At 36.0% G+C, this 14309-nt stretch carries 14 protein-coding genes and 3 pseudogenes; 5 read left to right on the top strand and 12 right to left on the bottom strand.

The window, feature by feature from the left end; translation table 11 throughout:
* Positions 1–152 precede the first annotated feature (152 nt).
* The 4 genes and pseudogenes from A6M14_RS01100 to A6M14_RS01085 form a co-directional block, all read right to left on the bottom strand.
* Positions 153–1003, bottom strand: a pseudogene (locus A6M14_RS01100) (IS5 family transposase).
* 337 nt (positions 1004–1340) lie between these two features.
* Positions 1341–1841, bottom strand: coding sequence for a hypothetical protein (locus A6M14_RS01095; protein ID WP_152872922.1), 501 nt, complete (start codon positions 1839–1841; stop codon positions 1341–1343).
* Positions 1838–2809 (bottom strand): MobQ family relaxase, encoded by a 972-nt coding sequence (gene mobQ / locus A6M14_RS01090; protein ID WP_152872920.1) that lies wholly within the window; start codon positions 2807–2809, stop codon positions 1838–1840. The genes A6M14_RS01095 and mobQ overlap by 4 nt, the downstream gene beginning before the upstream one ends.
* A complete protein-coding gene (locus A6M14_RS01085) occupies positions 2809–3024 on the bottom strand; it encodes a hypothetical protein (protein ID WP_152872918.1) in 216 nt (71 codons plus the stop codon). Before A6M14_RS01085 ends, mobQ begins: the two co-directional genes overlap by 1 nt.
* 195 nt (positions 3025–3219) lie before the next feature.
* Between A6M14_RS01085 and A6M14_RS01080 the strand changes: the two genes are divergently transcribed.
* Complete coding sequence (locus A6M14_RS01080) at positions 3220–3501, top strand: hypothetical protein (protein ID WP_005254311.1); 282 nt, start codon at positions 3220–3222, stop codon at positions 3499–3501.
* Here the strand turns inward: A6M14_RS01080 and A6M14_RS01075 are convergent.
* From A6M14_RS01075 to A6M14_RS14215, 5 genes and pseudogenes are all read right to left on the bottom strand, one after another.
* Positions 3498–3794 (bottom strand): hypothetical protein, encoded by a 297-nt coding sequence (locus tag A6M14_RS01075; RefSeq protein WP_032072979.1) that lies wholly within the window; start codon positions 3792–3794, stop codon positions 3498–3500. The two genes, A6M14_RS01080 and A6M14_RS01075, sit on opposite strands and share 4 nt — an antisense overlap.
* The gene (gene repM, locus A6M14_RS01070; RefSeq protein ID WP_152872916.1) at positions 3791–4720 is read right to left on the bottom strand and encodes a replication initiation protein RepM; all 930 of its coding nucleotides are present in this window, start codon (positions 4718–4720) and stop codon (positions 3791–3793) included. The genes A6M14_RS01075 and repM overlap by 4 nt, the downstream gene beginning before the upstream one ends.
* Positions 4721–5478: 758 nt before the next feature.
* A complete protein-coding gene (locus tag A6M14_RS01065; protein WP_005804943.1) occupies positions 5479–5937 on the bottom strand; it encodes a hypothetical protein in 459 nt (152 codons plus the stop codon).
* On the bottom strand, positions 5937–6230 hold the full coding sequence (locus A6M14_RS14220) for a hypothetical protein (RefSeq protein WP_227505690.1): 294 nt from the start codon (positions 6228–6230) through the stop codon (positions 5937–5939). The genes A6M14_RS01065 and A6M14_RS14220 overlap by 1 nt, the downstream gene beginning before the upstream one ends.
* A 30-nt stretch (positions 6231–6260) precedes the next feature.
* Positions 6261–6671: pseudogene (locus A6M14_RS14215) on the bottom strand (hypothetical protein); the annotation flags it as partial.
* Positions 6672–6830: 159 nt separating this feature from the next.
* Between A6M14_RS14215 and A6M14_RS01055 the strand changes: the two are divergent.
* Together A6M14_RS01055 and A6M14_RS01050 are read left to right on the top strand one after the other, a co-directional pair.
* Positions 6831–7430: a HEAT repeat domain-containing protein gene (locus A6M14_RS01055; RefSeq protein ID WP_111886104.1), complete on the top strand. Its 600-nt coding sequence runs from the start codon at positions 6831–6833 to the stop codon at positions 7428–7430.
* A 313-nt stretch (positions 7431–7743) separates the two neighbouring features.
* Positions 7744–7980 (top strand): annotated as a pseudogene (locus A6M14_RS01050) (integrase core domain-containing protein); the annotation flags it as partial.
* 278 nt (positions 7981–8258) lie between these two features.
* Here the strand turns inward: A6M14_RS01050 and A6M14_RS01045 are convergent.
* The gene (locus A6M14_RS01045) at positions 8259–9158 is read right to left on the bottom strand and encodes a LysR family transcriptional regulator (RefSeq protein ID WP_039624396.1); all 900 of its coding nucleotides are present in this window, start codon (positions 9156–9158) and stop codon (positions 8259–8261) included.
* Positions 9159–9259: 101 nt separating this feature from the next.
* On the opposite strand from A6M14_RS01045, the gene A6M14_RS01040 reads away from it, so the two are divergent.
* A complete protein-coding gene (locus tag A6M14_RS01040; protein WP_061519780.1) occupies positions 9260–9703 on the top strand; it encodes a CidA/LrgA family protein in 444 nt (147 codons plus the stop codon).
* A gap of 2 nt (positions 9704–9705) precedes the next feature.
* The gene (locus A6M14_RS01035; RefSeq protein WP_152872912.1) at positions 9706–10389 is read left to right on the top strand and encodes an LrgB family protein; all 684 of its coding nucleotides are present in this window, start codon (positions 9706–9708) and stop codon (positions 10387–10389) included.
* Positions 10390–10936: 547 nt separating this feature from the next.
* Here A6M14_RS01035 and A6M14_RS01030 read toward each other — a convergent pair.
* Both A6M14_RS01030 and A6M14_RS01025 read right to left on the bottom strand, forming a co-directional pair.
* Positions 10937–11494, bottom strand: coding sequence for a biliverdin-producing heme oxygenase (locus tag A6M14_RS01030; protein ID WP_039254943.1), 558 nt, complete (start codon positions 11492–11494; stop codon positions 10937–10939).
* Positions 11495–11608: 114 nt separating this feature from the next.
* The gene (locus A6M14_RS01025; RefSeq protein ID WP_241678019.1) at positions 11609–14182 is read right to left on the bottom strand and encodes a TonB-dependent hemoglobin/transferrin/lactoferrin family receptor; all 2574 of its coding nucleotides are present in this window, start codon (positions 14180–14182) and stop codon (positions 11609–11611) included.
* Positions 14183–14309 lie beyond the last annotated feature (127 nt).

Here is a 14309-nt window from a genome sequence, read left to right as displayed (position 1 = left end):
ATTTATGAAGGAAGTCTATTAAATAAATGCATGAATTTATACATATTATTGTAAATCATAATTTTTATAGGAATAAAACATTATATTTTTGAGTTTTAACGGCTTTGTTGCATAAAGGTTTGAAAGGCTGAGTTCCCTTAAGCTACTCAAATTTAAGAGACAACTTGGGTATGAGGGCGACCTAATTCTGTGAATTTATTCAAGACTGCCATGCGTGCATGGATCTCATTCACCTGACTTGGAAAACTCCGCGCTGTTAATTTATCGCCTAATAATTTGATGCAATGCATCTTGGTTTCAACCAAACTTCGACGGTGATAACCAGACCACTTTTTCCAAAGCGATCTGCCTAGCCGTTTGACTGTCTTTAATAATTCGTTCCGCTCTATAGACCTCGCTTGCTGATCCTTCCAAGGCTTTGCATTCTTTCTAGGTGGAATGATCGCATGTGCATCTCGATCTAAAATGACTTGTCGGCAGTGCTTTGTGTCATAAGCACCATCTGTATAAACTGTACTGCACGTATTTGCAGGGTTTTAGCATCTATAGCAATGTGAAGCTTACGCCATTGGCGACGATATTCAGCCCCATGTTTCTTGCGTTTCCATTCACCTTCACCAAGAAACTTCAAACCAGTAGAGTCTACGAGTAGATGCAGTCCATCACTACTTTTTTGATAGCTAATCGCAATATCAATATGCTTTTGTCTACGACAAAGGGTGGAATAATCCGGAGCTGTCCAATCTAATCCAGAGAGTTTAATCAGACTTTGAACAAAACCTGTGACCATACGTAAAGAGAGTCGGAATAGTAATTTGATCATTAAGCAGCATTGAATCGCTGTATCGGAGTAGGTTTGATTTCGACCTTGCTTGCCTTGTGATTGTGCATACCACTGAGTCTTTGGATCAAACCAAATGGAAATATTACCTCGGTTAATTAAGGCTCGGTTATAGGATGACCAATTGGTTGTACGGTAGATTTTAGAGGCAGGCTTATTCATTTTGAAATTATATTGCTGAATAAGCTTTTGATGCTAGGTTTGTGCAACAAAGCCAGTTTTAACTATGTTTACTTTAATTTTTTATAAATTCAGCTTCTTCATTTTATAAAAAATTATTCTCGAAAATAATCTATGTCTAGATATCTTATTAAGAGAGACGAATGATAGTTGAGTAAATTTAGGAGAGGAAGCTTCAGTTATTTAACATAAAATCTCTTATGCGAAATTTCAGCTCGATGCTTTGAAATATGGCTTTAGCCATGTTTCAAAGTCGGGCAACTTTGCGCTTGCTGTAATCTGATCAGTAATGAGAAAAACTAAGCAAAGTACCGATCAACTAGTATTTTTTAGGGTCGATCTGACACCAGTCATACGTTTTTTCTTTGATATTATTCGGTTCAAATGAGTAACACGGCTTTTTAGTCATAATTCTGACTAATGTTTTCCCATCATGCTCCTCGATTTGTAACGGATATTTTTTTAGTACAGCCATATCTGCTCTACGTGCATCAATTTCGTCTTTGCTTGGTATGTATAAGAAGATAGCCAAAATGAATACCATCATCACAGCAACAAACGTGCTAGCAAAAATAATAATAAGTTTTAAATTGAGCCTGTTTGTAGCTTCGTTTAATGCCTGAATACTGTTGTTTAATGCGCCTGTATGCTTCTTATTTGCGTTTTCTAGCGATTTTTCAGCCTTGTCTAGCACTCCACTAGCGACATGATTGTAAAACTGCTCTAATCGCTTGTTATCGTCTGCTATGGCTTCTCTATATTCCTTCATGGATGCCAATAAAATATATAACTGGTCATCTAGATCATTTTGATTACTCATAATGACATTCCGCCTCTACCTAATTTTTGAGATGCCTTGCGGAGTGCTTGCTCGGCTCGTTGTTTATCTAATTCTTGCTGTCGCTTCATTTCCGCTTGGCGTTCCAGTTCTAGACGTTTGCTTTCTTGATTCTTCTGCCATTGATCAAAGCCTTGATCGACACGGTTTAAACCACGTTGTAAAACGCTCTCTTTCTGTTGTTTTTCTTGCTGAAGCTGTTGGCTATTCTGCTGTTTCACATTGTCATTAAAACGGCTGATTTCAGTGTCTATGCCTTGTCTGCGTAATTGGGTGACTTTGGTGCCTTCATGGATGGTGGCTTGTAGTCCGTTGTTCTGATCGGCATAGCTGCGGTGATCTATTTTTTCTCGGTAGCCTGCACGTTCCAATGCTTTATTGGCTAAGTCTGCCCATGTTTCTCTAATTTGCTTAATGTCTTCTTGGGTTGTCCCCATACCAAGGCTTTTTCGTTTGGCGTTGCTGAGTTCAATATCCGTTTTGGTGGTCAGAGTGAGTTTATTGTCTGCGTCCAATTCGGCTTTTCGGGTTGTGAGCATGATATGGGCGTGATGGTTTTTATCATTACCGCCTTTGCTCGGTTCATGGATGGCTAAATCTGCGATTACGTCATAGCGATCAACTAAGGACCTGGCAAAGTCTTTTGCCAAGTCCTTACGTTGATCCGCGTCTAATTCATCAGGTAGGGCAATCACCCATTCTCTAGCGGTTCGGGCATCTTTACGGTTTTCGGTTTTTTCTGCCAAGTTCCAAAGTTCACCACGGTCAATTTCAATATCTAAATTAGACAGAATTTCAGAATGGGCAACACCGTCTTTTCTCGTAAAGTCATGAGTGAGTCCTGTGCGTTCATCTTCTAATTTTTCTCCTGCACGATAGGCACTCGATGCAACCGAAGTTCGTCCCGAACTTCGGTTAACTGTTTTAGTGGAACAATGATAAATTGCCATCAAATATAGCTATCAGTATATTCTTTTCTAATCTCATTTAAATTTTCACTTATTTCGCCTAAAGACTTTTCTACACCTGAATTATCAAGTTCTATATAGTTAATTTTTTTACTAATTTCACTTAGTTGTATTGTAAGAATGAAAAGAAAAATTATACAAAACAGCGCAATCCAACTTGCTTTATATTTTCTTAAATTATTTTCTAAATTTTGCATCATTTTATCCATTTAAAAATTGCGTAGCGGTTTTTTTGGGTTAAGGGGTATCCCCTTACGCAAACTTTGACTTGGATGAAATCCAAGTCGTAAGTGCGCATTTCATGAAAAACACGATAGCATATTAACCGCTTGAATTTCAATTCATAGGTTCTTATGCTTGAGTGGTTTTCCTATATCCCGAAATGAACCGTTATGACAAAATCTGCCGAAAATATAGAAAAGAAAATTGAAGCCCAGTTAGAGAAGCTGAAACAGTTAAAAGCGCAAAAACAGGCTATCGAAGCAAGAGAACGTACCAAGCAAAAAGAACAGCAACGAAAAGACGATACTAGACGTAAAATTCTGCTCGGTTCTTATTTGATTAAAAAAATGCAGAATGAAGCTAATAAAGAAAAAATACTCGCTGAACTCAACGAATATTTAACAGAAAATAGAGATCGACAGCTTTTTGATTTGCCCGACATTGAAGCCTAATTTTTCTTCGCTGTTTGGTTGTTTTGTTCGGCTTGATACTCTGGAATGAGCGTATTTAAAACCTTTTGAATATTGTCCTTGTCTTCTATCTGCAAATTATCTCGATAGTAAATTAAGTCCTGTATTTTGCTTTCCATCTGCATTTTTTCGGTGGGTTCGGCATCTTTGGATAGTCGGGATAATAGGAAGATATAACCGCATATATTTTCCCTCGCAATTTCATAATTTACGATGTCGAGGTATTCAACGGTCACATGCTTTAGATCGGTTGATAGGTTATTTAATTTAATCATGGCTGAAATCCTGATTTTTCTAAAATTGGATAAAGCTCTCTGAATTTTTCAGGCTCTAAAAGCATATCAGCGATACGAATAGCAAATTGTTGGTAGCTTTCTGTACCTTGTGAATATATTCCCATCTCAGGCATTTCAGACATTTTATTCGCAAATAAATGGCGTTGTGCATCGGTCATTTTTATAAAAAAATCAGGCGTGTTTGGATCTCTTTTTGCTTCAACTTTTGGCTGTTGTTTTTGCTTAAATTTGAAAGAAAAACCTGAAATGATCCGTCCTTTTTTATGCTGTTCATACGTTACAGTAATATCAGTATGCTCATTAATTTGTTTAATTGATGGTTCAAGCACACGCTTTTTAAAGTCACTCATGGCGGTGTATTCACTATCAACAAGACCTAATCTGTTTCTAAACTCACTAAGTTCTAGTTGTGGAACTTTTCCAACTTCACGCCAAGCAATCAGCAATTCATAAAGCCTAGTGGCGTATTTACTGGTTAGGTGAGCAACTTGTTTAGCTTCATATTTTGTAAAGTGTTCTTCCAATCGTGTGATTAAAGGCACTACATCAGGAGCAAAAGTAATTTCTAACAATGCTAGGTCATCTACATAAAATATACGGCTTACCCAGCGAGATCGAACAATGCCGACTTTGCCTGTTTTTTTATATTCGGCTGTATAACTAAATTGACGATTAAACAGATTATTTACAGCTTCTCTCAAAGCTTTATATGACGCATCGGCAGATACATTGAATAGCTTGGCGTAGTCACTAGCATGTATTTCCAGTTTACTATCCGCAGTGATTCCTTGTCCCGATTCTCTAGCATTAATGATAGCTAGCATGATCAAACGTTGTTCCGTTAGCTCTAGGTTGTAACTGGCATTTATTAGAGCATTATCTTTCACGACTAAACTATTTTTCATAAGAAGAACTTATTATTATCTAATTAAAGGACAATGTAATCTAATATCTTTTTAAGGTCAATATTTATAATGTCCTTTAATTAAGAGCAAATGTCCGTTTATACAAGAGCAAATGTCCGTTTATACAAGAGCAAATGTCCGTTTATACAAGAGCAAATGTCCGTTTATATAGTCTGTAACACTTACTACACAAGGGTTTCAATCTGTCTAAAAGCATTAAAAGCTTTAAAAATAATTAAAAGCCTTTCGAGAGGGGAGTGCAAACTGCCCTAGGTACTCGCTAAAGCTCGTACTCTATTGAAGCTCGTTCCTCGCTTCGTGGGGCAGTTTTTAGTTAATCCTGTTTGTGAAATCTAAAAGCAAAAGCATTTGTAATGTATTCGCTTCGCTCATACTTTTTGAAAAGCAAAAGCTCCAAAGTTCGCACCCATTCGGGATGCTCTGTACCTACCGTTTAAAATCGAAAGGGAGCTTGTAATCAGAGAAAAGGCGAGGGCGAAATTTTGATGATGCTCAATCGCTCGTAGACACTCGCTCGGTTCTTATTATCTAGGTTTTAATTATTTACTGGAGCTAAACAAAGTCGTGAAACATTGATCAAAGAATAGGCTTGGAACGTGAAAAATCATAAAAAAAGCCCACCTTGGGGAAGATGGGCTATCAACTAGAAACTACAGCATTGATTTCTAAAGAGAATTATAACGCATTTCGTATAAGGTGTATTATGTTAATTTTAGCTTTTCTCTATAATTACTATCTTAAGGCCCACTACCAAATTCTGTAATTAGCCAATCAGATTGAGGAGATTGTTTCACAAGAGTAATAAATAAAATATAGTCACCTACTGGACTACCAGCATCATCTATATGGACGACTTTAACTTTTACCATCACTGAAATAATTTTATAAAATTCTTGATAATACTCAGGTCTACTTTCCGCTGAATCATAATTAATCCTTACTACTTCTAAAATTTTTGAGTCTTTGAAAGAGAGAAACCTTTCAGAACTTTTTAAATCTTCATGTAATCGCGCATCTGGCCAAACATATTTGATTGCTGATTCTAGATCATGTTTAGCAAGTGAATTAAAGAAAAGTATTGTTGTCTGTGTTGCCATCTCTTTATCATGATTTAATTTCTGTTTGTATGAATTAATGATTAGAAGTAGACATAGACCTACAAGTAAAATTCCTAATTTTATAAATATTTTAGACATTATAATTTCACTTTTATCTTTCGAAAAAACGCATAACCGACTAAAAGACACATAAGCCAAAATAAATAATCAAGAATAAAATATAAAAAAATGAATTGATCTATTCCTATAATAATATTTAAAGGATCTAGCGCTATACTACCGCCTGGAGATATTTCACCATCTACTAAAAACTGTAATGGAAATCCTCCTCCTATAACTTCAACTTTTCCAAGCTTGTCTACAACTATCCGGTCTATCAATGTATATTTCTGATGAAACAAAGACAAATAAGTCAAAACAAAAGCTAATATATTGAAATATATTATTTTTTTCTTTAATAATTCTTTAACTTTAAAATCAGTTAAAAATAACCAATAAGACAAGCCTGGAATTAGAGCCATAAAGATAGTCCAAGTGTCGGTATACATCTTCCACCATTCTTTCGAAACTTCTCCTGTATGGCTCCATCCAAAAAGAACAAAAAATGGCATAGCAATAATTAAAGAGCTAATACAGATAGTTAGCAAATTAAGAATACTATAACGATTTAAAAGAATTGAGACCATAAAGCTAAAAGGTACTGTCAAAATACTATAAGCTAAGTAAACAAGACCATGCCCTGCAAAAACCACAAAAATTGAATATAGACTATATTCACGATTCATTATGATAAATAGCAATGCTGTGAAAAAAAGTAGTGGTAAAGGAGCAAGTAATAGGGCTTTTACTATTTTTTCTTTTGAGTATTTCATTAACTTAATTCTCTTATTTACTCAATAATTATTACACTATATCAACTCTTGGAAAAAGCGTTGAATGAGCCTATTTAATTGGTGAATAATATAATTTAAAGTTTCTTTGATGCTTTTTCTATTGATGTAACAACATTCTTATTTAAAAACGTAGGTAATATGAAAAATAATAGTAAGTTGATTTATTTAGTTATTACGGCAATCGTAGTAGCTTTTATTGGATTTTTTATTTTTGCCAAAAAAAGTGATGATGTACATAGTAAAGAGCTGATGGAAACTCAAGAAAAGATCAGTTCCAACCGTAATACTCTTAATGCTAATGACGGTATCACTAACAATGCGCCCAATCTCCCTCATGGAATGCCTCCTAAATGGGTAAAAAGTACGATTGCTATTAATGATAGCCCTACATATTCACGAGAAGATAAAATCCATAAGCTAGTTGATTTGTTGAAACAAAATGAATCGAACCCTGATGCATTAAGTGTAATTCTTGTATCCCTAACGAATTTAGACCCAATTGAAGCAGCAGACGATATTATTCCTTATTTAAAGGATACGAACCCAAAGGTTCAAATTTTGGCTCTGGGTGCTCTTAATAATGCTTCGCTACTCACTCAGAAAGAACATGAGATTAAGGGTTCACTGCCAGAGAATGAAGCTGTTCGTAAACGGATTATTGAAGCCGTTAATGAGCTTAAAGTAGATCCAAATACGTCAGATGAAGTAAAGAAAGTATTAATTGCCACTTTCCCATAGATAAATCCTTCTTTAAAAGGCAAATAACAAATGATTTTATAGAGCATTCTTAATTCACTATTCAGCGGAAAAACATACCCACTTAACATAATGGCGCTTATACGAAATTCACATGTTAGAACCCATTTAAAGTGTCTATATTCTCACCAATAAAAATGTCTAGTTTATGATGGTTTTTATCATCACAGACTGCATATAAATATAGATGCTAATCACTATGTCTGACAAAGAAATTCAACGTCTTGCAGTCCTGCAAGACGTTCGAGATCATCGTATTACCCAAGTCCGTGCTGCTGAAATTCTGAACCTATCAACTCTATGGTGTGAGCAGAATAAGATTGAACATGTATTTACTCAGCCAGGCAATCCACAGCAAAATGCTTATGTTGAACGATTTAATCGTACAGTTCGATATGAGTGCTTAAATCAGTATTTATTTCGAGAGCTGAGTGAAGTTCAGGACTATACAACGACATGGCAACACTTTTATAATCATGAACGACCTCATATGGCAGTTAATGGTTGTCCACCTCATTTTAAACAACAATAAGGGCTTTGGTTTTTCTACTCATTAACTCAATTAAAAATGGGGGTATTACCCTTCAGCTTGCTTCAAAATACTCATGATTAAGCTGTCTGAATATTTAGATGTTTTCATAGAAAATCTCCTTAAATTAAGGCTATTCGATTTTCTACTTTTAAGTTCAATTATTTGAGGGGAGCATTACCGTTAAATGGACCTAAATTCCTTAATGCGACAGAACCGATGAATTAAACAGTCAGAACTGATTGTAGCGACAATTAAAAACTGGTTGTAAAAGCCTTGAACTAAAAGTGAATTTTCTGTTTATGATCTTTTACAATATTTAGCCATGCTCTAGTTGCAGGACTCATTGCTATAGTCGTATTCCAGGCCATACTTAAAGTCCAATTTAAACCTGGATTTTCCAATACGGCAGTGTTGAATTTTTCCTGATCGAATTGCTGGCAATATATTTGAGGAAGTAATGCGATTCCCATATTTGATTCAACCATTTTTGCAATAAAGTCCCATTGACTGCTTTTACAAACAACTTTAGGTTCAAAACCTACTGTATTTGCTGCTTTAATAATCATACTATTCAAAGTAAAAGTATCAGAAAATAATAGAAAGGATTCTTCTTTTAATTCAATCAAATTGACTGTTTTTCTATTTCTCCACTGTGAATCTTTTATGGATAGTAAGCACATTGCTGAATCAACAACCAGGATTGACGCAAAAGTCGGTCGAAAATTACCAAGTAAAATACCAACATCAATACGTTTATCTGCAATTGCTTCCTCAATACTATTTGAGCCTACCTCTAAAAAACTAAGCTGTATATCCGGATGTTGCTTATGAAATAAGGCAATAAGTGAACTAAATAAGACAGAACCTAATGGTGGTAAACCTAAAGTCAGTTTCCCCTTTTTAAGTAACTGAACTTGCTCAATCGTGTTATAAATTTTTTCATGTTCTGACAATATGTTTAATGCATGCTGATAAATCAGTTCGCCTGTATAAGTTAGTACGACTTCACGTTTTCTTCCTGCTGCACCCTTTTTAAATAGTGCTGTTCCCAACTCTTCTTCTAAGCTCTTAATGATCTTACTTAAAGTCGGTTGCGTCATAAACAAGTGTTCTGCAGCCAAACTAAAACTTTGGCTATTGACAGTTTCAACAAAAATTTTAAGGGATTTTAGATCCATAAATCATCCCAATATAGAATAATAATTATAAAATTATTCATAATTTAGCATATGTTCAGCATATAAAATTACCTTATCTTCAAAATCAAACTGTGATATCAATGCCCGTACAAATCGAACATCCGACCCGATTTAACTATTTCAGTAAAATCATTTTGCAAATCAGTTTATTACTTGTTTTCTGGTGGATTGGCAGCATACTTCAATCCTTATTTAAACTTCCAGTATCTGGTGCAGTGATCGGGCTTTTTATTGTTTTGACAGGTTTATTGACCGGATTTTTTAAACTTGAATGGATCAAGAGTGGCTCCGATTTTATTTTAGGTGAGTTGGTTCTATTCTTTATTCCCTGTTTTGTTGGACTAATTAAATATAAACATCTTTTCTTAACAGAAGGCTGGCAATTAATCCTTACTGTTATTCTGGGAACCATTTGTGTCATGGTGGTTACAGCATATAGTGTACATATTGGCTTTAAATTTGAAAATAAAATCAAAAATCATCGCTCCCAATCTCTGCGTAATATAGATCTGGATGGAAAATAATCATGACTTTAATTGCCATTGTTTGTCTGATTGCAACTTTACTGTTTTATATTATCGCAAAAAAAACCCATCAAAAATATCCTTATCTGATTTTATCACCAGCGATACTTCCCCCTATCCTTCTGATTATTTTAATATTATCTTTGAATATATCCTATGATACGTATATGCAAGATAGTCAATGGATTGTCTGGATGTTAGGCCCTGCAACAGTCGCTTTTGCCATTCCAATTTATGAATACCGTGAAATAATCAAAACACATCTACTTTCTATTAGTATGGGCGTAGTGATGGGGATGCTAGCAGGAATGATCAGTTCATTTTATCTGGCTAAGCTGTTTAATTTTGATCAGTCAACAACCTACAGCTTAATGGCGCGTTCCATTTCGACACCTTTTGCAATGGAGTTGAGCAATCATATAGGTGGCTCTGTCGAACTGGTTATTTTGTTTACCATGATTACTGGTATTATAGGCATGATCATTGGTGATACTGTGCTAGGCGCTTTACCGTTAAAATCTCATTTTGCCATGGGCGCATCTTTGGGCAACGCAGCACATGGATTTGGAACGACTAAAGCCTATAGTCGTGATAAAGAAGAAGGGGTGATTGCCAGCTTAACAATGGTGCTTGCTGGTATTTTTATGGTTTTGGTAGGTCCTTTTCTGGTTCATCTGCTTGTATAGTTTTGTTCTGTCGCATTAAGGAATTTAGGTCCATTTAACATAATGGGCGTTATACGAAACGCATATAAAAATAGTTTTATATTTCAAAAAGTTATGCTATAAAAAATCGGGGACGCAAACCCGAAAAGCCGACTTGGAAACAAGTCGGCTTTTTTATGAGCGATTTTGATAGTTCTTGCCAATAATTTTGTTTAAAAAGTAGTCGATTTTGCGGTTTTTCTAATATTCTCAACGTCCCAGGATCTAAAATTATCCCCATTTCCTGCTGATAAACCTGGGACAGTTTTTAGCCTATCTTGTACGCATATGCTCACAACAATTCCGGGCCTTTGCGTCTATACGCAATAATAGAATTTTCATATGATTAAGTGGTCAGGAACAGGAAGTTCCATATAATTAAAAATAAGCACCAGGATGGCGCTATATAAGACACGCAAGAGCACAGAGACCTAATGTTCCAATAAAAAACCCTGGCAGGATGCCGGGGTTTTTTATTGTTTATCCTTTCTCATTTGCAAAAACAAGCATAATGCCCTTGAAATATAGACTATACTTGACGAATCACTCGTTTAAAAAATGCGAATGCATCCTCGGCCCCTTGTAACGCTTGTTGCCGCTGTTCTGATGTTAATTCTAGACCATCTAGCTGCTCTTTAAATTTGCGCCAATGTCTCATTCGCCCTTCTTCATGCGCAGCCAAATGTCTGGCTCCATAAGAATCACTTAGATTCAGCTTTTGTGCCTCTTTACACAAAATTGCTGCACCTAAATTTGAGCCCTCAGAACAGTACAGCCAGCCAATAGCCTCAAAACCACTTGGATTAGGTTGCTCCTCGACCATTGAAACTGGATTAACATTAAGATCTTGCATATCCTTAGAGATTTGCTTTAAGCGTGATAGCTGACTCAGACCTTCGATTTTATAGTTCCAATCAAGATCATCATAGATAGGCTTTAGAGTCTTCTGAAAGATATCTTGCGCTTGCAAAAACTTACTATAATTCTCAACAGAGGCAAACGGGTGCATAGATAAAACAAGCGCATCTACACTATCATGTGTTTGACGGGAATACTTTTTTAATGCTTCACTAAGCGGTAAATTCATAATAGTTCCTAAAAGTGTGTTGTTGTTAGATATGATGAGTGTGGTTGTGTTTTATGATGCTATGTTCAAGTTCCCCCTGAATTGGACAATGCGCTACTGATTTTAGCTGATTCGCTAAAACTCGTAAGTTAGACCCACCTTATAATTTCTACCAGGTGCGGTGAATCTCTCAATACCAACGCCTTTATCATCTACCATAGAGTTGACGTTTAATTCTGCCAATGAGCGTAGGCTGTCCCACGGAACATAATTGGTATTAAAGAGGTTAAATATTCCTGCTGATAGTTTTAATTGTGAGCCTATTTTTTTACTGCCATAGACATCATAGACATAGGCTGATTTAGACCTATCAATATGTTTGTAAGGCGCTATATACTCCTGAGAAGGTGAATTAAAGCCATTAAATTTTAAATTAACAACCTTTGCATCATTGGGATGCTTTCTGCCTAAATACCTCAGGTTTCCTGATAACTGCCAATCTTTTTTAGAGGATTGATACCCTATACCTAACATCGCATTCAAAGGCTGAGTAGCCAGTAGGTTGGTTCCTTTATCGCTTTCGTCTTTAGCATAATTTAAATTAGCAAACACCTTGATATCGCCCTCTGTATCAACCAATTGAGCAATATCCCACATACCACCTAAGCGTATACCATACGTCTTTGCATTGCCGATATTCTTAGCGCCAATCATATTGACAGTATGAGGGGAACATACAGGCTTACCACTCGAATAGTCTTCGTAGCATCTTTCTTGTTCTTCCTGATAATTTAATAAGCTAATAAAGTCGCTATATTTCGTATAAAAACCAGTAGCTTTAAAGCTAAAATCCTTATATTCACCTCGCAAACTTATTTCATGGTTAAGTGATTTCTCAGGCTTTAGGTGAAAATTAGGCGTTAAACTGTTTCCCATCATCTCAAATGCAGAATACATCTGACTTGTCGCTGGCGCCATAAAGCCGGTAGATATTTGATACTGTGCCTGCAAATCAGGGGTTAGTTCGTAATTAACGGAGAACATTCCTCCTATGTTACTCATTGTTTTATTGTGATCAAATTCACCGTTTTCGTAGGCGATACGCACAGGATAATATTTGCTGGATTTTTCAATCCCTTTTCTATTAATTTCATCCATATAGGGCTTATAGTTATAGTGGTCATACCGAATGCCAAGCACTGTATCTAGCTTATCGGTGAGGTTGATTTTATCCTGAACAGCAATATTAAATACGTCTTGTTTCACCGATGGACCAAGGAAATCATACCAAGATTCAGTTGTGCCCGAAGAAGGAATAAATGATTCCTCTAAGATAAGCTTATGATCTTTTTTTGCATACTTTGTATTTACTGAAAATATATGCTCACCGAATTTTTCAGTTTGTACAGGAAAACTGCTCGCTGTGATACTTAGTTGCAAAGTCTTATCTATTTGAGGACGATGCTTTAAACCATCTAGCCTGTAATTATCCGTCCCCCAATCTTGGCTATAGGTTTCTGTATTTGCAGCGGCTTTAGCCTTTTGGTAGTTTAGGCTGGTATCTATTTGGTCAATTAATTCACTGTTAGAAGGGATGTACCTATGACTTATGCCATAGCTGTCTAATTCGACGTTGTCTTTACCAATTCTTGGTGAAAAAGTCTTTCTTGAAAAGTTATTAGATAGCGTATCTGTTTTTTGCTTTGTAGCATGAAAGCCTAACCTACTCTCTTCATTCAAATGGACATACAGTTTCGCTAACGCCGCTTCTGTTTCGTAAGTCAAGGGATCAGGCAATATCGCTGCTGTATTGCTTCTATAACCCGTGCGGGGATAAGCATAGTCTGGATCATTGATAAAGTCATATGCAGGATTAAGCTTTTCTTTATCAAAACCTATCATACGATGATTTTTCGTTTCATGGCCTCTACGATGCACGTAATTAATTATTGCTTCAAGCTTATCGTTCCTTCCTGCCAAACCAAAGGATTCGCTGATCTCTTCATTGCTGCTGCTATAACCTGTTTTGGCATAGCCGCCAAGTTGACGATTAGGTTTTATTAAATCTTCTGGGTCTTTGGTTTTGAAACTAACAGCCCCTCCCATTGCACCACTGCCTGAATTAAAAGAATCAGAACCAACCTCAAACGCTACCTCAGATAAAATTTCCACATCAGGGGACAGCCGCCCTTCAAACATGTAACCATAGGCTGAAAATATCTCGTTAACTTGCTTATCTGGCAGGCTAACGCCATCTAGGTTTAACGCTACTCTATTGCCATCCACACCTCTGATAGCGTAGCCATTACTACCATATCGACCTGCATCTGACACACTTATATCAGGGTTATAACGAACTAAGTCTTTATTACTATCAATCAAGTTATCTGAAATGGTTTTGGCTGTTTTGATGTCGTCCCCTACGTTTATAGGGGGATTTTTTTTAGCATAAACAGTGATTTTGTCCATGTATAATGTCGGTAGATCTTCTTCTTTCTGCTGAATATCCGCTAAGGCAGATTGATACATTAAAGTCCCAACAAGAATACTTAATAGGGTTTTAGACCTAATTTCGAGAATAGGTATATGTATCGACTTTCTATAAGCTGAACCCTTGAGCATCCCCAATTTCCTGTAGTAAAAATTAACTACCACTCTCTTCACATCTACATTGTCGTTAAAGAAAGCAGCATTAACCATTGTTAACATTGTGCTTACACTATAAAATATTTTGATTACAATGTAAATGATAATCATTATTATAAATAGAATAAGTAATCTGAGAGGGTTTTGCTTTTTATAAAGTAGGGAGTGAAAGAGACATCTTGTGATAATA

The organism is Acinetobacter portensis, assembly GCF_009372215.1.
In the GTDB taxonomy this organism is placed as follows: domain Bacteria; phylum Pseudomonadota; class Gammaproteobacteria; order Pseudomonadales; family Moraxellaceae; genus Acinetobacter; species Acinetobacter portensis.
Note: the sequence above shows the minus strand (reverse complement) of the source record. Positions and strands in the feature narration are given on the sequence as shown.